This window comes from Arenibacter troitsensis (assembly GCF_900177645.1).
Classification (GTDB): Bacteria; Bacteroidota; Bacteroidia; order Flavobacteriales; family Flavobacteriaceae; genus Arenibacter; species Arenibacter troitsensis.
This window is the reverse complement of sequence record NZ_FXAO01000001.1, coordinates 971,725-992,768: the sequence shown is the minus strand read 5'-3', so window position 1 is coordinate 992,768 and position 21,044 is coordinate 971,725. Positions and strand designations below refer to the sequence as shown.

The 21,044-nt window shown below is 36.5% G+C and carries 16 protein-coding genes; 7 read left to right on the top strand and 9 right to left on the bottom strand.

The annotated features are described in order from the left end of the window. The first annotated feature begins 2 nt into the window (after positions 1-2). On the top strand, positions 3-728 hold the full coding sequence (locus tag B9Y87_RS04035) for a creatininase family protein (protein ID WP_085496361.1): 726 nt from the start codon (positions 3-5) through the stop codon (positions 726-728). 4 nt (positions 729-732) lie between these two features. On the opposite strand, the gene B9Y87_RS04030 is transcribed toward B9Y87_RS04035, so the two are convergent. Next, positions 733-1,449, bottom strand: a complete 717-nt coding sequence (locus B9Y87_RS04030) for a FadR/GntR family transcriptional regulator (RefSeq protein WP_085496359.1) — start codon at positions 1,447-1,449, stop codon at positions 733-735. Positions 1,450-1,617: 168 nt separating this feature from the next. Here B9Y87_RS04030 and B9Y87_RS04025 point away from each other — a divergent pair, with 168 nt between their 5' ends. The 3 genes from B9Y87_RS04025 to B9Y87_RS04010 all read left to right on the top strand — a co-directional run bounded on the left by B9Y87_RS04025 (position 1,618) and on the right by B9Y87_RS04010 (position 6,865). After that, positions 1,618-2,796 carry a n-acyl-d-glucosamine 2-epimerase gene (locus tag B9Y87_RS04025; RefSeq protein ID WP_085496357.1) on the top strand — a complete coding sequence of 393 codons (1,179 nt, stop codon included), beginning with the start codon at positions 1,618-1,620 and terminating at the stop codon, positions 2,794-2,796. A 192-nt stretch (positions 2,797-2,988) separates the two neighbouring features. Next, on the top strand, positions 2,989-5,592 hold the full coding sequence (locus B9Y87_RS04020) for a sodium:solute symporter family protein (protein ID WP_085496355.1): 2,604 nt from the start codon (positions 2,989-2,991) through the stop codon (positions 5,590-5,592). 103 nt (positions 5,593-5,695) lie between these two features. Next, positions 5,696-6,865, top strand: a complete 1,170-nt coding sequence (locus B9Y87_RS04010; protein ID WP_139827131.1) for a hypothetical protein — start codon at positions 5,696-5,698, stop codon at positions 6,863-6,865. 158 nt (positions 6,866-7,023) lie between these two features. On the opposite strand, the gene B9Y87_RS04005 is transcribed toward B9Y87_RS04010, so the two are convergent. The 4 genes from B9Y87_RS04005 to B9Y87_RS03990 all read right to left on the bottom strand — a co-directional run bounded on the left by B9Y87_RS04005 (position 7,024) and on the right by B9Y87_RS03990 (position 14,773). Beyond that, on the bottom strand, positions 7,024-8,535 hold the full coding sequence (locus B9Y87_RS04005) for a sulfatase family protein (RefSeq protein WP_085496350.1): 1,512 nt from the start codon (positions 8,533-8,535) through the stop codon (positions 7,024-7,026). A gap of 10 nt (positions 8,536-8,545) precedes the next feature. After that, positions 8,546-9,949: a sulfatase family protein gene (locus B9Y87_RS04000; protein ID WP_176225581.1), complete on the bottom strand. Its 1,404-nt coding sequence runs from the start codon at positions 9,947-9,949 to the stop codon at positions 8,546-8,548. Positions 9,950-10,055: 106 nt separating this feature from the next. After that, complete coding sequence (locus B9Y87_RS03995; RefSeq protein WP_085496659.1) at positions 10,056-11,537, bottom strand: RagB/SusD family nutrient uptake outer membrane protein; 1,482 nt, start codon at positions 11,535-11,537, stop codon at positions 10,056-10,058. A gap of 32 nt (positions 11,538-11,569) precedes the next feature. Next, a complete protein-coding gene (locus tag B9Y87_RS03990; protein ID WP_085496346.1) occupies positions 11,570-14,773 on the bottom strand; it encodes a SusC/RagA family TonB-linked outer membrane protein in 3,204 nt (1,067 codons plus the stop codon). A 515-nt stretch (positions 14,774-15,288) separates the two neighbouring features. Between B9Y87_RS03990 and B9Y87_RS03985 the strand changes: the two genes are divergently transcribed. Genes B9Y87_RS03985 through B9Y87_RS03975 form a run of 3 tightly spaced genes read left to right on the top strand, consistent with a single transcriptional unit; the run spans position 15,289 to position 16,587 of the window. Next, positions 15,289-15,627, top strand: a complete 339-nt coding sequence (locus B9Y87_RS03985) for a CidA/LrgA family protein (RefSeq protein ID WP_085496344.1) — start codon at positions 15,289-15,291, stop codon at positions 15,625-15,627. Then, positions 15,620-16,312: an LrgB family protein gene (locus B9Y87_RS03980; RefSeq protein ID WP_085496341.1), complete on the top strand. Its 693-nt coding sequence runs from the start codon at positions 15,620-15,622 to the stop codon at positions 16,310-16,312. The genes B9Y87_RS03985 and B9Y87_RS03980 overlap by 8 nt, the downstream gene beginning before the upstream one ends. A gap of 23 nt (positions 16,313-16,335) precedes the next feature. Beyond that, positions 16,336-16,587: a sialidase family protein gene (locus tag B9Y87_RS03975; protein WP_085496339.1), complete on the top strand. Its 252-nt coding sequence runs from the start codon at positions 16,336-16,338 to the stop codon at positions 16,585-16,587. Between the two features lie 736 nt (positions 16,588-17,323). Here B9Y87_RS03975 and B9Y87_RS03970 read toward each other — a convergent pair. From B9Y87_RS03970 to B9Y87_RS03950, 4 genes are all read right to left on the bottom strand, one after another. Then, on the bottom strand, positions 17,324-18,640 hold the full coding sequence (locus B9Y87_RS03970; RefSeq protein ID WP_085496336.1) for a site-specific integrase: 1,317 nt from the start codon (positions 18,638-18,640) through the stop codon (positions 17,324-17,326). 876 nt (positions 18,641-19,516) lie between these two features. Next, positions 19,517-19,759 (bottom strand): hypothetical protein, encoded by a 243-nt coding sequence (locus tag B9Y87_RS03960; protein ID WP_085496332.1) that lies wholly within the window; start codon positions 19,757-19,759, stop codon positions 19,517-19,519. Positions 19,760-20,069: 310 nt separating this feature from the next. Continuing rightward, on the bottom strand, positions 20,070-20,252 hold the full coding sequence (locus B9Y87_RS03955) for a hypothetical protein (protein WP_085496331.1): 183 nt from the start codon (positions 20,250-20,252) through the stop codon (positions 20,070-20,072). A 9-nt stretch (positions 20,253-20,261) separates the two neighbouring features. Continuing rightward, entirely contained in the window at positions 20,262-20,549 is a 288-nt protein-coding gene (locus B9Y87_RS03950) for a helix-turn-helix domain-containing protein (RefSeq protein WP_085496329.1), read from the bottom strand. Positions 20,550-21,044 lie beyond the last annotated feature (495 nt).

Here is a 21,044-nt window from a genome sequence, read left to right as displayed (position 1 = left end):
TTATGGCAAGTAATTCTTTGAAACATTTACAAATTGAAAGGTTGAATCCGTTGGAAATTGACAAAGCATTGGCTCAAAATTCGTTGGTATTTATCCCACTTGGAGCTATCGAATGGCATGGACTACATTTACCGATAGGGCTGGACAGTTTAACTTCCCATGGCATATGCCTAAAGGTTGCCGATAAAAAAGGAGGGCTTGTGATGCCTCCTTTTCATTACGGAATGTCGGGCAGTATATGGCATCACCCCTATACTATACTTATCGAGGAAGAAGAAGTATTCCTAGGGATTCTAAAAACTACTATAACACGGTTAGAAACAATAGGTGTGAAAAAAGTCGTCATTTTCACAGGACATTTTTCTTTAAGACAGTTGAATGCACTGGTTACCTTAAGGAAAGAATGGTTAACTAACCAAAATTCCATGGAATTGTCCATATTTTCTATTAACGATTGTCCAAATATAGAAATGGAAGCTGATCATGGTGCCATTTTTGAAACTTCAGTTTTAGCAGAATTACATCCGGACCTAGTGAAATTGGAAAATTTACTGCAGAAAGACATTTTTCCTGCAAATGATGTTAACGGAAATAGCAAAGGAGACCACAGGCGCGACCCTGACAATGTACTTTTTGGAATATTTGGTGATGACCCTAGGGACTATGATCAACCAAAAGCAGAAATTCTCACTCAAAAAATAATTGACTGGTTGGTGCAATCCATATAAATTGTTAATGTAATTTCTTGAAAATTCTATCAAAATGAGGTTCAAGATGCCTTCTCATAGCTGTTCTAAAGGTTTCTGGGGTGCCGACCTTTAAATTATCCATCAGCATTCTATGAGTTATAAACTGCCCACTTGAGTATTCATAATCTTTTAACATAGAGTGGTTCAAATAAACATATTCAAATATAGGAAGAAGAAGGTCCTGAAATTTCTTTAATGTATTGTTGTTTGACATTTCATAAAGCTTTCCATGAAATGCAATTTCCTTATCCAGCGAGAATACAGCCTTTTTAAAAGAGGTTTCTTCCTCCAAGATTACAATTTCTTCCAATTCCAACATATCCTTCTCAGTTTTGTGCTCAAAAAGAAAGTCAGCCATTCCCATCTCCATAATTAGGCGAAGCTCAAATAAATTCTTGAGGGTAGACGTTGCAAGAAGAGTAGGATCCAACATGCGCTGTATATTGTTCATTATGTCCGGATTGGTCAGAATCATCCCCCTATGTTTTTTGGACTCTATAATACCAATAGTCCTCAGCCTCAACAGTGCCTCCCTAACAACCGTTCTGCTAACCCCGAGGGATTGTGCAAAATCAAGTTCTTTGGGGATTGAATCACCTGCCTGGAGTTTATTCTCCTTTATATATTCCAATAAGCGCGCCTCAACCTTATCAACCAATGAAGATGTTTCAACAGGTTCAATTTTAGTAAGTTTTTTCATAAATTTTAATGTCCCGATTTATTTCTTGCACAACAAGTCACAAATGTAATGATGTTATAAGTTATGTTATACTTTTTTAGAGAAATTGATAATGTTTAGTTTAAAAAACATTCTAATATAATAAAAAAATTCTATATTCGTATTATGTATAACATATATGTATTTTAAATGAAATATTCTGAACTCTATAAAAACACGTTGCTGAACGATGTGATACCCTTTTGGCAAAAACACTCCATAGATACAGAAAACGGAGGATACTTTACTTGCCTGGATATTAAAGGGCAAGTTTACGATAAGGACAAATTTATATGGCTCCAGGGGCGACAGGCTTGGACATTTTCGATGCTTTATAATAAAGTAGACAATAATAAAAATTGGTTAGAAATAGCAAAATCTGGTGTTGATTTTATAAGACAACACGGTATGGACAAGGATGGAAACTTTTATTTTTCCACGACAGAAAATGGAAAACCACTTATTCAGCCCTATAATATTTTCTCTGATTGTTTTGCTGCCATGGCTTTCAGTCAGTATTCAAAGGCTACCGAGGACGAAGAAATAAAATCTCTCGCAAAACAAACCTATTACAACATACTTAAAAAAAAGGACGCACCTAAAGGCCATTACGAAAAACAAACCAACACCAGACCTTTAAAAGGATTTGCATTACCTATGATATTATCCAACTTGGTCTTGGAACTTGAAGATGTTCTTGACCCAATAGAAGTGCAAAGAACCATCGATTATAGTGTACATGAGGTTATGGAGGTATTTCTCCAAAAAGAACTCGGAATTATATATGAATTTGTTACGCCGGACGGTAAGCTCGAAGATAGTTTCAATGGTCGCTTACTAAATCCAGGTCATGGCATAGAAGCTATGTGGTTTATGATAGATATCGGGGTAAGAAACAAAAATAAAGACTTGGTAAAAAAAGCTACACAGGTTATTCTCAACATATTGGAATACAGCTGGGATGAACAACATGGAGGTATTTTCTATTTTATTGATGCAAAGGGCAAACCTATGCAACAATTGGAATGGGATCAAAAGCTCTGGTGGGTACATTTAGAATCATTGGTGGCCTTAGCAAAAGCATACGAGCATACCCAAGATGAAAAAACATGGGAATGGTACCAAAAGGTGCACAAATATGCCTGGAGTCATTTCTCTGACCCTGAGAATGGGGAATGGTTGGGGTACCTAAATAGACAGGGAAAACCTTTGAGTACACTTAAAGGTGGGAAATGGAAGGGATGTTTTCACGTACCAAGGGCAATGTATCAATGTTGGAAAAGCTTAGAACAAATTGAACGTTTCCAAATCACCAAGAAAGTAAAATGAGTTTTAATTAAAGACCATAAATTATTTAAGTGAATTGAATTCATTCTGATGGGACAATTACAGTTACCTATTAATTAAGCCAAAATGACGTTTGCTAATATTTACAATGCGACACTTATTTATACTATAAAATGTAATTAACAATTTACTCAATTAAATTGTATTTCTTTAAATCAAATTAAAAAACTTTTAATGAAAATATATAAGTTATTTTATTGCTCATTTTTCTTTTTACTCCTTTCCTCATTGCTGTTCTCGCAAAACTCCACAAGCATACACGTTACTTATGAGCCCGAAATACCTCCAGTGGCCAATGGCATAGTATCCTTGGGATATGCCGGTATGATGGGTGGTATTCAGGATAACATTGTGATAGCGGCTGGCGGGGCTAATTTCCCAGCCGGAAAACCCTGGGAAGGAGGTTCTAAAGAATGGTATGACTCTATATATTACTTGGAAAATGGAATTTGGACTCTATCAAAAAAAACTTTACCAATACCATTGGCATATGGAGCATCTGTTTCTATCCCTGGGGGAGTACTTATTATTGGAGGCAACAACAAAGACCACATCAGCGACGAGGTGTTTCAAATCTCATTTGACACAACCAAAAAAGAACTAGAACTGGAAAATTATCCCAATTTGCCCGAACCCTTGGCCTATACCAACGCAGTCTATACAGATGGTTATGTATATGTTGCCGGGGGAATGAATGCGCAGACAAGTTCAAATTCCTTCTATCGGATTAATCTAGAGAACAAAGATTACTGGGAACAGCTACATGATTTCCCAGGAGAACCCCGGGCCGTACATTCCATGGCGGTACAGGAAACTTCCACCTCCAAGAGCATTTTCTTAATAGGTGGAAGAAATCAAAAAAAAGGCGAAGTATCTAACCATTTGACCAATTTCCTTTCCTATGATATTAAGAAAGGGCAATGGAAAAATGAAGGAGATTTGGTACTTAATGGCTCTAAAAAAGTAATCATGGGTGCCTCTGCAGAACCATCCGGATCCATGCATATCCTAGTCTATGGAGGATCGGATGAAGTGTTGTTCAAGCAATTGGAATCATTGACTATAGAGATTGAAACAGCAAAAAATGACAGTATTGCGCAATACTTAACTCAGAAAAAAAATCAAATCCTCATAAATCACCCAGGTTTTAGTAATGAAGTATTGGCTTATAATACGATGACCAACAAATGGTTCGTTTTTGATACCTTAAATTTTAAACTTCCTGTTACTTCCCTAGGCATTAAAAAAGAGGACAGTTTTTTGTTAGTATCAGGAGAAGTTTCCCCTGGAATAAGGACTCCAAAAGTTTTTAAATTTCAAGATACCGAGGCAACCCACGTTTTTGGATTTCTTAATTATTTAGTGTTAATTTTATACCTATTAATTTCCTTATTCATAGGGATTTATTTCTCACGTAAACAAAAATCAACCGATGATTACTTTGTTGGCGGCGGTAGAATTCCATGGTGGGCTTCGGGATTAAGTGTATTTGGCACACTTTTGAGCGCAATAACTTTTATGGCCATTCCAGCGAAATCTTTCACAACGGATTGGTCTTTCTTTATGCTGAATATTGCCGCTATTGCAATAACTCCACTTATAGCTTTCATTTTTATTCCATTTTTTAATCAGTTACATATATCAACAGCATACGAATATTTGGAGAAAAGATTCAACTATTTTGCCCGGGCATTTGGCAGTATTTCATTTATCATTTTCCAATTGGGAAGAATAGGAATTGTACTTTTGTTGCCTTCACTGGCCATCTCGATAGTTACAGGTATCTCCGTAGAAACCTGTATTTTACTAATGGGGGTATTATGTATTCTATACACCACTTTTGGTGGTATAGAAGCAGTAATTTGGACCGATGTATTGCAAGTAATTGTACTGTTGGGCGGAAGTATTGTCGCAATAATCTGGATTCTAGTGCATACGGATTCCTCCATCACTGAGATAATAGCCTATGCCTCTGAAAAGGAAAAGTTCAATGTTATCAATTTCGACATTAATTTTACCGAATCCACCTTTTGGGTAGTCTTTATAGGAGGATTAGCTTCTGCAATGGTCACCCAAGGAACCGATCAAACTGTAGTTCAACGATTTTTGACTAGTAGCAATATCAAGGACTCCCAAAAGACACTTTATACCAATGCGTTACTTACGCTTCCCGCAACCATCATATTTTTTGGAATAGGTACATTATTGTATATTTTTTACTCTGAAATGCCTGAAAAGCTTTCTCCAGCTATTTCCAATAATGATTCGCTATTTCCATGGTATATAGTAAAGGAACTGCCTAAGGGCGTATCGGGCCTACTAATTGCAGGTATCTTTTCAGCAGCAATGTCCAGTATCAGCAGCAGTTTAAATTCAGTTTCCACAGCATTTTGCAACGATTTATTCAAACGGTACAATCCAAATATACCGGATATAAAACTATTAAAGGTCGCTAGGATCATAACCGTTATTATAGGGATATTAGGAGTTTTGTTGGCCTTATGGATGGCAAATTCGAGTATTAAATCCTTGTGGGACCAGTTTTATAGATTTCTAGGATTGTTTACTGGAGGATTGGGTGGTATGTTCTTATTAGGGATGCTTACAAAACGAGCTAATTCCACAGGAACAATAATAGGCTTGGTACTAAGTGCCGTATTGCTATGGTATGTGAGTGTCTATACCCCAATAAATTTTCTCTTATACTCTTTAATAGGGGTCGGCTCTTGCTTTATTTTTGGCTATGTATTCAGTTTAATCTTTAAAGATACAAAGTAGTAAATCACCCATTACATTAGACCACACACCCAGATAAAACAACACAACGAGAGAGCCAAAAGTAAAATCTAAATCAAACCCCAAAAGTACCCAATAATAATCAATGAAATCAATCGTAGTAGCAGAAATTCCAGTCATAAAAGGCCTTAACGGTTGCTTTAGTGGCATCCATAATGATGTTATGCTAATCGCCGGAGGAACAAACTTTCCAGATAAAAAACTTTGGGAAGGCGGGAATAAAAAATGGTACAACACCATATTTGCACTCAAGAAACGAAATTTAGAGTTGACATACGAATGGTCTGCCAATCAGACCTCACAATTGCCTGAACCATTAGCCAATGGAGCTTCAGTTTCAACAAAATTGGGTGTCCTATGCATCGGTGGCGAAAACGGCAAGGTTGTTGTCAATACTGTGTTTCTCATGGAATGGGACAAGTCCGTAAGACAGGTATGTCTAAAAGAAATGCCTTTTCTCCCTGTCCCCTTGTGCAATTTGTCCGCATGCGAAATAAATGATGTGGTGTATGTAGTAGGTGGTCAAACTACTATAGGAGGGGAAGCTACAGATTATATATTTTCATTGGATCTTAACGCAGACCCTAGAAGTCAAAAATGGGAGTCCCTAGAAGGTTTTCCTGGTCAAGGCAGAATCCAAGCCGTGATAAGCGGACACAAAAAAGGATCCTGTTCATATTTATATGTTATGAGCGGAACATATTATAACACTATGCTTTGCCCAAGTACAAAAATGCTGTCGGATGTATATGAGTACAACATAACCAATAGTAAGTGGACGCAAAAACAAGATATTCCAAACAATGACACACCATTGATTTCAAACGGCTTTATCGCCGCCGCGCCTGTATTATCTATTGGGAAGGCCAATATATTAATTTTTGGCGGTGCTGGCGGAGAGAACCAGCCCCTAGCAATAAGATTAGAATTGGAACATCAAATTAAAGAAATAAAAAGTGGCCGTGCTGCTAACCAAGCAAATGTGCTTGAAAAAATAAAAACCATGGAAAAAGAGTGTATGTCACTTTTAAGGGAAACTACCTTCTCAAGAATTTTGTGGTCCTATAATTCAATAGAGGATAGCTGGACTAAATTGGCAACACTACCAAAAAATCCACAAATTGTAACGAATGCCTTATTTTGGGATAATGCCATTTTTATTCCAGGTGGAGAAATAAGCCCTGGAGTAAGAACCGCAGGAATTTTAAAATTATCACTCAATAATATAGTTTTAGGTAAAGGTTTTAAAATATAGCTATGGGCAGTTATCATAAACCTACACCCTTCATAAAATAAATTGTATTATTAGAATATTTATCCCAATACCTTCTCTTTCGTCGGTTGAAAATGCTAGAGAAGGTGGGGCAAACTTAGTAGGCTAACGACATTGCTCATGGCATAGGTTTTTCAATCTCAATTAGGTATGAAATAGTCTGGGTAATGCCATTTGAAATCCTTATTCTTGGAATAAGAATGATTTGGTAAATAGATGTTTATTGAATCCATTTCCTTATTAAATCTGGCAAATTTTATAGGATCGGCTAAGGGATCGTTGGTCTCGGCCCGCCAAGTGTCCAAGGCAACAATCATGTTTCCCAAAATATCTTGATACTGCATATCCTCTGCGAGATTATTGAATTCGTAGGGGTCGTTTTGCAAGTCGTACAACTCATATTTTGGAGGATTTTTCCATACTTTATACGCAGCAATTACTTCTGTTGATGAATTATTAATTTCCTCCTCTTCAGTCCCTGCATCAAAATGATCATTTACATGTGTTTCATAAAAGGCATAATGTGGATTTTCCTTACCGTGGAGGATGTTTAATATTAGCTTGTATCTGTCGTCCCTAACGCTTCTTCGCGGATAGTACAATAAACTTGTGGATCCGTTTCCGCCTGCAAATATATATTTCCTATTATTTTTCATATGAGCTCCTTTCAATAAAGGCAATAACGACATACCTGGAAGATTTTTCGGGAAATCCACTTTTGCGATATCAAGGAAGGTCGGTAATAAATCGATGGTATTAACTAATTCGTTTTGACGAATACCCTTTGCTTTTGTGTCAGGATTTTTAATTATGAGAGGAATTCGCAATCCAGCCTCGTAGTTGCTACATTTTCCTCTTGAGAATTGTGCCCCGTGATCACCTAAATATATAATAATTGTATTATCTGCTTTCCCAGAGGCTTGGAGTTCTTTTAACAGCATCCCTACTGATTCATCCAATCTGTTCATACTGTTATAATAGTTAGCCGTATACTCCCTTAACCGTTCACTATCAGCCCCTATAAACGGTAAGGAACCATTCAAATCACTACCATCCAATGGATCTTTGGGCATCCCTTCAACTTGTTTTTGTAACGGGAAATGGGCATCTGGATAATTCACCATTAAAAAAAAAGGTTTATCCGAACCATTAATGAAATTATAGGCTTCCACCGCATATTGCTTAAGATCCTTCTTCCCAAAATTACTGCCTGGAATTGCACTAAAATCAAAAGGAATTTCCTTCTCCGGATTTACATGAAGCTTACCTATAATACCAGTGGAATATCCCGCTTCATTCAAATATTTTGGTAAAGTTTTTATGTTATCGTACATTTTAAACTTATGGGTAGCCAACCCTATCTGTCCATTTTGATGTGGATATAACCCTGTAAAAATCACAGCCCGAGAAGGACTACATACACTATAAGGAACGAATGCCCGTTCGAACAACACTCCTTCCTTAGCCAAATTATCCAAATTGGGCGTGCTTACCTCCTTAATACCATAGCAGCCAAGGTCTGGACCATTGTCCTCGGAAACAATCAATAAAATATTAGGTCTTTGCTTATTTATTTCCTCGCCTGATTTACACCCGAATATAAATAATGAAAAAAAGGATAAAATCAAAATAGTCATTACTGATGTCTTCATCGGTTTATATTTAATGTATTTTAATATAAGGAGCTTCTTCCATAACCTCTTTGTGATAAGTAATCAACGCTTTTTTTAATTTTTTAAATACCCTTGGTTCAGATTTTGAAATATCCATAACTTGATATTGATCATGTTTGATATTGTACAAGCTAAAATCTGTAAGTACTGTACTTTTAATAACACTTACCTCTTTTGGGTGGAACCTCCCACCTTTATGAAAGTCACCGGCATCCCATTGTGCTCCTAAAACAAAATCACCTTCCCGTAATAAAGATTGTGGCCCTCCCCATGGATCATAGAAATGCCAATGCAAAGACTTAATTCTTTTTACTTCCTCATTATGAAAAATTGGACTTATATCCGTACCATCAAGAACGAGTTCTTTAGGTATTTCAATTCCAGCCAATTGGGAAAGTGTTGGAAAAATATCAGTGTTAGAGATTGGTGTTGCGCTGATTTGTCCTGGCGCAATCTTCCCCTTCCACCTAAATATTCCAGGCACTCTTAGACCTCCTTCAAACATATGACGTTTATAGCCCTTGAAAGGACCTGCGGAGCCATGAGACTTATTAAAATAGCCATCGGGAGTATATTGCGCCGGACCATTATCCGAGGTAAATATAATCAAGGTGCTTTCTGACAACCCCAATTCATCCAATTTGTTTAATATTCTTCCAATCGCTCGATCCAAGTTAGTCACATTTGCATAATACTCAGCTTTCTTCCCCTGATCCAAATATTGTTCTATCAGATCTACCGGTGACATTATTGGTTCGTGTGGCTCAAGAAAGGCGATATACTGAAAAAAAGGGCGATCTGGGTCTCTTCTTTGTTCGAGCCAACCTATTGCTTCATTTGCGACAATATCGGCCGCATAACCCTTTGATGTAACAGCTTTCCCATTTCTAAAGAATCCTACCGGGTCAAGGTGCTCTAGACTATACTGGCAACCAAACCAGTAATCAAAACCATGATCATCCGGTTGTGGTTGATTTGGGACATTGAACGTCCCGTTTAAATGCCACTTACCAATACTTGCCGTCTGGTATCCCTTCGTCTTCAAAATTGAAGCAATGGTCGTTTCCTCTATTGGTAAATACATAGTTGAGTCCGGGGCTATCCAATCATATACCCCGGTCCTGTAAGGTACCCTTCCTGTTAGCAATCCTGCCCTTGAAGGAGAACACATTGGAGATGAGGCATAGCAGTCTGTCATTCTTATACCTTCTTCAGCCAATTTATCTAGATTGGGCGTCTTTATCCATGGGTGACCGTAAATTCCAAGATCGCCGTACCCTAAATCATCAGCTAAAATAATCACAAAATTCGGTAAATCGAGAGTTTGAGTGTGAACATTTTGACTGGAAAGACAACAACAAAGAATAATGAATAATATTTTCAAATTTTTCATAAGATGCAAAAAGATATGCATTAAAATTTAAAAAAAAGGAAGGCCATAAACCTTCCTCTTTAACTAACTCAACAACTAAACTAACTCAATATTATTAACTGATTTATTAATAGCCTGGATTTTGTTCAATCAATCCATTCAAACTAATAGTTTCTTGTGATATAGGAAATAACATTTTATGTTCTGGTTCTCCAACCAAACTTGGCACCAATTCGAAGGCCTTACCAAACCTTAACAAATCGTACCATCTTTTACCTTCAAAGGACAATTCAAATAAACGTTCTTGTAATATGGCCGCATCGTTGGCGTCCATTGTTCCACTAACAAATTCATGACCAGGATAGTTTACCCCATAAGCCCTTTGTCTAATCAATGTCATTTCCAGAGTAGGATCTTGACCTAAAGCATTTTTGGCCTCGGCAATCATCAAGAGCACGTCCGCGTAACGGTATAGGATAATATCATCCATATATTTTCTTGTCCCTGCATCAACAAAACCTCTATACTTCAATGCTGCCGATGCGTAAAATTGGTCATAAACACCAGGGTTATTAGGGTTTTCCGTGTTCATCAGAACAAATGTGGCATTCTTTCTCGAATCATCATCAGTCCATTGACTTCTAAAACCTGCTGCCGGAGCCCATCTGTTCAATCCACCGCCTTCTCCTAACAAAGCCTTGGCAGCTGGGTCACCATTGGATGGAATTTGGTCGCCCCGTATATAAATACCATCATTAAAATTATTACCAGATTCCAAATCTTCATAATGAATAGCCATTATAACCTCTTTGTTTTCCTTATTGTCATACCTAAAAATGTCATCATAATTGGATAATAATTCCACGTCGGCGGTCCTAACACTTTCCAATGCAGTCAAAGCCGTAGTTATATCGGAAGTTCCGCCTCCCATAAGCTTCCCTGTCCATAAATATACATCACCTTTAAGTGCATTTACTGCTGGTTTGGACCACTGGGACCTTCCATTGGAAAATGTATTGTCGGGGAATAGTCCCAGAGCTGCATCAATATCAGATTTCACCAAGCTCATAACCTCTGAAACATTGTCCCTTGCTTTAAAACTATTCACAGGATCAAACCCCTCTGTAGGTTCAGTATTTACAGGAGCGTCTCCCCATACCTTAGCAATAATAAAATAACAATATGCTCTCATGGCATGCGCCTGTGCCAAGGCTATATTTTTCTTAGCATCAGAATCAAAGTCAATATCTGGACTATATTTTAAAATTAAATTTGCGTCATGAATGACCGTATAAAGGTTCTTCCAATCCGGTCCGGCAGCATCGGGATCTAAAGTATTTTCAAAATATCTTTCCCTACCCTCAGAAGCTTGTAAACCATAGCTCAAAACTTCTGAACGGGCTTCTCCCCATGAAAATAAATTATTATTTGCATCGGAACGGAATCTAACATACATTCCGTTCACATAAGAATCAACGTCCCCTTGATTTTTCCAATAAGAATTGGCGCCAATAACACTTTCAGGAATGAGGTTAAGGTCCTTTTCGCAAGATGTAGCTACCAACATAAATGGAAGTATTATCATTGCTATTACTCTAAATGTCTTCATAATATTTAAGTTTTTATATTTTCTGTTCATTTTTATAATGACACATTCAACCCTAATAAGAAGGTTTGTGGATTTGGATATCTACCATTATCAATTCCTCCGTCCTCAGGTAATAATCCTCTATAATTGGTGAGGTAACCTAAATTGCTTCCTGTAGCATATAATCTAAGATTGGATATACCCAACTTTGCAACTCCTGGTGTGATAGGTAGATTGTAACTCAATGTAATTTCCCTTAAGGCCAAGTAATCACCTTTTTCATAGAAATCAGAATTCATTGCCTGATTTTGACCTCCTCCAGTTCTAAAATTATTATTTTGTGCCAGCTGATCTGCCCAGTAGTACCTTGGAATATCTGTAACATCTCCTTCGTTTTCCCATGACCTCAACACTTCCTTGGTTATACCTATATCCCCTTGCCATTGTCCCAAAAACACTCCATGCATTTGATTCGCTATAGTGTGGCCTACAGAGAAATCAGTACGAACGGTTAAACTAAGATTTTTATAATTGAAGGTATTGGTAAACCCACCGGTCCAATCTGGATATTCATTACCAACGTATACCCTATCCAAGGTATTGATAATTCCATCATTGTTAACATCTCGAAATATGATATCGCCTCCTTGTTTCCGTTTGTCAGATCCAGCAACCAATTCATCAATAGGTCCGGCCTCTGCTTCAGCGGTGGTTGCATAAACCCCTAAAACTTCATAGGTATAGAGATCCCCAATTGCATGACCCTCTTGTAGTCCGGCCACCCATCTAGTTCCTCCATTTACTGGATCCGCTACTTCATAGCCACCAATTCTATTGTTCTCATTACCATTTTCAGGTAATTTGGTAATGGTGTTTTTATTATGAGATAGGTTTAGTGCAGATGTCCATCCGAAATTTTCACCCTCGATGATATTGGCATTCAATTCCAATTCCACCCCTTCATTGTTCAAGTCTCCCAAATTCGTCAAAATACTTGAAAATCCTGTCACTTTTGGCAAAGTAAAACTGGTTATCAAATTGTGAGTATCCCGATTGTAATAATCGAACAATAAGGTTACTCTATTATTAAAAAGACCTAGATCAAATCCTGCACCAATAGCTTCTGTTTCCTCCCATTGAAGAGCATCATTGGAAAGAGATGAGTTAAGTACCGCAGCCTGTCCATTGTATCTACTACCAACCGCATATTCTCCTTGATATTTATAATCTTCCAATTCACCAATATTTCCTGTCACACCATAACTAACTCTAAACTTTAGAGAACTAAAGGTTGGGGAATTATCACCCCAGAAATCTTCCCTATGCACATTCCAACCTGCCGAAACACCCGGAAACGTTCCCCATTTGAAATCAGCCCCTAGATTTGACGCTCCGTCATGTCTAATACTGGCAGTTATAAGATACTTTCTCTTATAGTCATAATTTAGCCTTCCAAAGAATCCGATAATATTCCTTGAAGAAAACGAACTGGTAACGTTCGTGGGTTCAGCCGAGGCATTTAATGTTGATATAAGATCTGACGATGCTCCCCTGCCGTCTGCACCTAAAATGTAAGCCTCTCTACTAACCCTTGAAAAGCCCGCTTTAGCGTTCATGGAGTGATCATCTCCAATGTTCTTTGCATAGGTAAACACCCCCTCAATCTGGGTTGATATGTCCTGTGCGAAATCTGCACTTGCACCTCTGGAATCATTGAAAGAAGTTGCAGTATTAAAATATGACTTTTGGAATGAATTGTCTAAATCTTGCTCTTGAGAATAAGAAAAAAACGGAGAGAATGTTAAATCAGAGAAAATTTGATAATCTGCACCAATAGAAAGTGCCAATCTATAATCCCTGCGCTCCTTGTCAAACCTACCCAGGTGGTATACTGGATTTCCGATACTTCTATTCTGGCCAGGAGCCAAGGTACCGTCCTCAAAAGTGAATTTGGCAGTTGGAGGCAAACCTAGGGAGCGTTGAAAAATTTGATTGGAACTATAGACTTGATTATTGTTTGAGGTACTGTAGTTTACGCGACCCCATACTTTGAAGTTATCCCTAATGTTGAACCCACCGTACATTTTGGCAGTATATCGCTCATAATCCGTCCTAAGCGCCACCCCCTCACTATTAAGGTACCCAACACTTACGTCGTATTCCGCCCCTTCAGTACTACCAGAAAATGAAAGATGATGGTTAGTGGTAATTCCCGTTCTAAATAATTTTTCTTGCCAATCAGTGCCCTGAAAAATAATTGTTCTGGAGGGGTCTATGGGATCTGGCATACTTTCCCAACCTTCATTCAGCTTATGATCATTAACTCCAGGTTGCAAATATTGCGTTGTAAAACTCGTATTATTCGTTAAATCATTACCAATACCTGCGCCAACTGGTAAGTCTAACCTTGAAAGGCGCTCCGGATGCTTTTCTCCAGTGGCCGCTAAGCCCAATCTTCCATAATAAATGTAGTCTCGCGCAGAAACCAAATCGTAGGTCTTCCCAATCTGCGACATGCCCGTGGTCATATTGTAGCTTATTTTAGGTTTACCTTTACCAGTTTTGGTAGTGACAATGACAACACCATTAGATGCCCTAGACCCATAAATCGATGCTGCAGCAGCATCCTTCAACACCTGTACAGAAGCAATGTCAGCCGAGTTAAGGTCGTCCATATTATCCCTAATTATACCATCAATTACATATAAAGGACCAGCACCATCTGGATTATTGATAGAAGTACCTCCACGTATAATAATACGTGTACCGGCACCAGGCTGTCCAGAAGTCTGCTGAGCCCTGATTCCTGCAACTGATCCCTGCAAGGCTTGTGTTGCGTTGGCAAAAGGAACGTTTTCCAAGACTTTCGTATCTAATTTTGATATAGAGGAGGTAAGTGTTTCCCGAGATTGAGACCCATAGCCCACAACAACTACTTCATCCAATTGCGAAGCATCTTCTGAAAGTGAAATATTTATTAATGTCTGATCACCTACGGAAATTTCTTTTTTGGTAAAACCAAGGTAACTAAATATCAATACATCAGATGATGTTGCATTGATTGAGAAATTACCATCAAAATCACTCTGAACCCCATTTGAGGTGTTTTTCACTAAGACATTGGCCCCAGGCAGAGGCTGCCCAGAATCATCAGAAATGGTTCCAGTTACAGTTTTTTCTTGCGAATAAACCCCTGTAAATAATAGAAGAGCCACAAAAGTGAGCAAAGAACTTAAAAATTTGTTTTTTCGTATCATACTAGTTAGTTATTATGTATTACATAATCCAATATTAAACATTAATTTAATTTTAAACAAATTTTAAGAAAGTTTTTAATGTTAAATCTTTTTCGATAACCAATTTGAACTTTAAATAAACACCAAATCTATTTGGATTTTATTTCTTATAATCTTACAACCCCCGTTAAGATTGAATCTTACAAATACATGATCGTGTATATTAGGAAGTCGGTATTTGTAAAAAATCTACTAAGCCTTCAATTGAATTGGATTAACATCATGATTCAATTGATCTAATTAACACCAGTAATTAATCCCAGTATCATAGAAAATTGTTTTGATTATCCAAATACTTAATGTAAAATTGCATTATGTATAACATTAAATATTATTTATTTCAAATATCATTAGATAAAGGGAAAATTCTAGTTACAGATTAACTAAATTTCGAATTGGCCAAAAGCCAATTAAAAAGCACTCTAATTAATAAGGGTTTTGTTGCTCTTATAGGATAAATCAAAATGTTTCAATAGATGTTCAAAGGAGTTTTGTATATATTTTTATTCCTTATGCTTGGGGAGTTAATAGTTTACCTAGTAAATATTCCTATAGCTGGAAACATTTTTGGCATGATAAGTATTTTTATCGCCTTAAGGTTAAAGGTCATTAAATTGCATGAGGTTAAAACAACTTCCGATCTGTTTATAAAATATATGGTTTTATTTTTTGTGCCCTATGGAGTTGGTTTGATGACCTTATTTGATATTCTGAAGATTCATTGGTTAGCAATTGTTGCGAGTACAATTATAAGCACTGTTCTAACCTTATATATAACCGGTATAATACTACAAAAATTCAAAAAGAATGCGTGAGATCTATCAACAACCTCTATTTGGTATATTTTTAACACTGGTAGTTTTTTACTTGACACAAATAATTAGTCGTAAATGGAAATTTGTACTATGTAATCCAGTTTTACTATCGGTTGTTACTATAATTTGCTTTTTAATATTTTTTAAAATTGATTTTGAAGATTATAATATTGGCGGCCAATATCTAGGTTTTTTATTAGGGCCTGTGGTCGTGTCCTTAGGGGTACTGTTCTATGAAAAATATGAACAGATAAAAGAAAATATAATACCTTTTACATCTGCCGTTTTTATCGGAGGGGTTTTGAGTATTCTTTCTGTTTGCAGCATAGCGGTAGTTTTAAATGCTTCGGAACCAGTTTTAAGATCCTTGGCACCAAAATCGGTCACCACCCCAATAGCACTGGAAATTGTCAAATCCATTGACGGGATACCTTATATTGCTGCTGGTATGGTAATAGCCGTTGGAATATTTGGTAACGCCTTCGGACCTTCCATTTTACGCAGTCTTGGAATAACCGATAAAAAAGCTATTGGTGCGGCCCTTGGAACAGCCGCCCATGGTATTGGCACGGCAAGAGCACTTGAAGAAGGAAAACTATCTGGTGCCTATGGAGGATTGGCCATGTGCATAAATGGGTTATTGACAGCCATTATTACACCTTATATAATAAAATTATTCTTGTAATACACCCATTAATTTATATAAACATGAAAAATTACATTTTAAAAGTGGCTATTCTCTTTTTATATATCTTCTCAACGTACCTTTGGGGACAACAAAACTCATCGGCAAAACAATCTCCGGTTTTTGAAATCAATACAGTATTTAATCCACAGACCGATAATATGGGCTATCATAATTATCGCATCCCTTCCCTTTTCGTTACAAAAAAAGAGTCAGTCTTAGCTATTATGGAAGGCCGTAAAGATATGAACCACGATCATGCCAATACGATATAGCTCTAAAACGAAGCACCGACAGTGGACCTTCGTGGTCTTCTCCTGCTATAATAGTTTCAGCGGGTGATAATGTAATAATGAACCCAGTATTAGTACAATCGGCAAAAGGAACTATTATTTTAACCTAATTTCAATATCAGTGAAAGAATAAAATGAAATTCCCATTAATTATGTTTAGTAATTTAAACATATTTATAATTAGTCAACAAGATATCAGCTATTGTAGTGAATAACAATGTTTGCATATTATGTTTGATTTGCAAACTAATATGTAAAGCAAGAGGGTAACACGCTAAAGCGGTGTTACAGCTTATAAATCATTGATTTTCACCACTGTATTGCCTTATCAATTTTGAGACACTGTCCTATTTTAGTGTAAAGCCGATCGAAACCCCTATAATCATTGAAGTTTTTACAGTAAATAATATCCTAGTAATATTTACTAGACTTAAATGACTTGGCTCCTAATAGTATACAGAGAATTTTAGTCATTCGGTCAAAATCATTGAAAGTTCCTATTAAATCTGGATCATTATGACCCAGTCATCCTATTTGGACACAACAGCTGCTACTTAAATTTAGTAAATTGTCGAATGGAGATTAGTCGTTTATAAACGCTTATTATCGGATATTAGACCAAAATTCTGGTATTGGCATTGTGCTCCTGAACATAAGCACAATGCGCCCTAATTCGATTTTATTAAACGCTTATCCACCCGAACGCTATAAAATCGAATCAGGATCCATGCGCAGTTAAGTTATGGTAAGATTTGGGGTCGATCGTTCCACCCCTTTTTCCACTTTTGTTCTCTTTTTTTTCAATAGCACTTCTATTTTCTTTAGCCTGGAACCGCTCCAATAGATTATCGATATCCTCACTTATTTTTGACTCTACTACTTTAGCATAAATTTGGGTGGTGGTTAATTTTGTATGGCCAAGAAGTTTTGAGACCGTTTCAATAGGTACCCCGTTGGATAGCATTACCGTGGTAGCAAAAGTATGACGTGCCACATGGAAGGTAATGTTCTTATATATTCCACAAGCGCTTGCAATTTCCTTGAGATAGACGTTGACCTTTTGATTGGAACAGATTGGAAGTAAACTATTATAGGTAGGGCAATTTTTATACCTTTCCAGAATTTCCCAAGCTTGGGGCAGAATTGGTATCCTTACCAATTCGTTTGTTTTTTCCCGTTTGGTGTATATCCATTTGCGATTGTCCAGTCCTCTTGTAATCTTCTCTGCGGTGAGTCCTTTTATGTCAATGTATGAAAGACCTGTATAACAAGAAAATAAGAAACAATCCTTAACCTGTTGCAGTCTTTCCTGTTTGAATTCGATGTCCTCTATTAACTGTAATTCCCTTTCCGTTAGGAATACCCTATCAAATTTATTGAACCTTAATTGAAAGCGGTCGAATGGGTTCTTTTTCATCCATTCCAATTTTACTGCAAGATTCACCATCTTCTTGAACCGTTCAAGATGTTTCATTACCCCATTATTGCCAAGACTCCGTTGTTTCTTGCTGTTCAAACTTCTCCTTAAAAACTGTTCAAAATCCAAAATGAAACCATAATTGAGTTGCTTCAGAAAAATATCACCGCGTTTGAGTTTAGTTTTTAAAAATCGCTTTAGGTATTTCTCAGTCGTGTAATAATTCTTCATGGTACCGGGTTTTAAGACATGGACCATGTTCTCATTGTGATATTCGATTAGATCCAATAAACTCTTAGTTACACTATCCTCCCCTAAAAACCTTAATTTTATGGCATTCGAGGATATTATCTTATCTTCCTGGATAAGTTGGTTATGGCATTGCATTAGTTTGCTTCTCACTTGATCCAAATAGGAGTTGAGGATTCGGATTTCCTCGGAATTGCCTTTACCCCTGCCTTTATCCGCGTCCCATTTCACGGTTTCGATATTTCTCTTTAAACTTATTTCTGCTCGTTTGCCCAAAATGGTGATGCGAACATAAATGGATAGCAGGTTTTGAATACTTCTCGATTTCCTAGTAAAGAAAATAACAGTAAAAGTCTGATTTGTTCTCATTTGTAAAAACTTTAGTTAAACAATAATTTGTAAAGACGAAAGTCAAATCTTACTCTAAAGTTCTTTCAATTTACTACAATTCCTGTGAACAGTTGCACACCGATTTGCACACCGAATTAGGTGTGCACATTTGATATCATTTGATATCAAATAAAATTGCTAAAAACAAAAAAACACTGAAAATCAAGTGATTAACAGTGTTTTTGATACTACCTATTTCTAGGTTCGTCGGGATGACAGAATACAACTACTTGTTACAAATGATTGATTATCAGTATTTTGCATGTACTTATCAAAATCAAATCCCTTTAAGGACACTCGATTTATAAATAGCTCAAGAACGTATTGATTATGTGTTATTTACGAGTTAAAATTACAAAGAAAATCAGATATCATCAAATATAGAAAACTCCAAGATTAGCTAGGTGTCTTCATTTTTAGCAAAGATACCCACCAATAGTAATGCTCAAATTAAAAAATGATCCCAATTAAAGTTCTTTTTACAGAACCAGGAAAAGGAATTAAGAACTACCCTAACTATTAAGCTATTAAAAATCATGACACTAGTGTCTTATCTTTAACCATGGTTATCTATCGGCCTTCTCTTTCCTATTATCCTTCATAGCTACAACCGTCACTTTGCCTTTATTGAAAATGTAATAAACAGTTGTGTTTTTGTGAATGACCGCTCGCCTTAAAAGTTTTTGACTTTTTGATTCAGGATATAATGTAGGGAAATTAGATACCGTTAATTCAAATTGCCGAAGCAATCTTTCAAATTTAACGACCTCCTTGACAGTGAACTTTTGAATAAGGTAATTTTTAATGGCAATGGCGTTTATCAGAGACCTTTTTGTCCATTCTACCCTGTAAGGTTTATCCATTGGTCAAACCGTTCCAGAATTCATTGGATTTCATGGTTTCACCTTGTTGATAATCTCTGATACCACTTAGAATATTAACCCTATCACTTTCTGTAAGTTCTTCCCACCAGTCGATGGATTTGCCCTCACTGGATAATTTAACGGAACTAAGCAGACTTAAAATAGAATCATCGGTTAAAGATTGGATCCATCCAACAAGCTCCTTTTTAGTATTGTTCAATTCTGCTGTGCCCATATTATCATTTTAAAGTAAAGTTACAAAAACCGTACAATTATGAATTAATTCAAAGACGAACTTTTTTTTCACCGGGTATGTCCTTGTATTTGAACTTTCAAATTTGCTTTATGAAGATAGAGATAAAATATTTGTGCTATAAATCGTTCATTTATTAAAACTAGGTAAAATTTAGTAGTTTGGTTAATTGAGCTTTTATGGGACACTTTTGGCCATGTATGTAATACGGCGAGATGTCCATACCAACGACATATATGCTGCATATGTCAAAATATTTGAGTTTTATCGACATACTTAACTTGTACAACAACTAGCCATCCATAAATGCCGCTGCCATTAATTGTTGTTCTGATTTTATCCAACCTTTATCATATTCGAAGCTAACGTCTTTTTTTCGCTTGGCATAATGGGCCACAAGAACACCTATCATCTTAGCTTCTGGCATTCCCCGCCAATGTGCATAAACGGATATATCAAATTTACCTTGTGCCATTCTTCCCTGTTATAATAAATCTAAGTCCTGAAGTTTTCTTCCGAATACATCATCTGTTGCCAACTTTAAAAAATCATCTTGCAAACCAAGTGCAATCAGAACATTAAAGTATGAACCAATCGCTACCTTTGAATTCCCCTTTTCTATCTGATACAAAGTCTTTCTATCTATACCTGCCCGTTCGGATACCTGAATAGTGGTAAGCTTTCTTCGTTTACGCGCAAGCTTTATATTCTCTCCTAATTGCCCCATTGTCCTCTGGTATTTTGGAAAAAGGACAGCTCTCTTATTTTTCATAATGGGTAATATTTTCCCCAAATATGGCAATTATGGGGATATTAATACTCTTTTTTAAATAGAATTATTTTCAAGAATCAATGAGTAATCATATCATAAATTGAGCTTACAGGAAAAATTCCACTATTATTTATAACAGTGAAAGCGTAACCCTTTCAATTTATTGTAACAAAGTCAGGGTAATTTTTTTAATTTTTTGTAACAAAGTAAGGGTAAATCGTATTCTAAAGCTCAGATTGAAATGACGTTTTAAAATTATGTTAGCAAGTAGCTCCATTATTATGACTGAATATAAATCATAGAAAAGGAAGGCCAATACACAAAAATTGAATAGTTTTCTTCCTTCCCCTTACTTTCAAAAAATATCCGTTATGACACAAATTGATATTGATAAAACCAGCTTGTTCATCTCTATTTCGATAGTACGTTTTTTATGGTAAGTTAGTCACTATTATAAATTCTTGTAGGCAATATTTAATGTATATGCATGAGTTA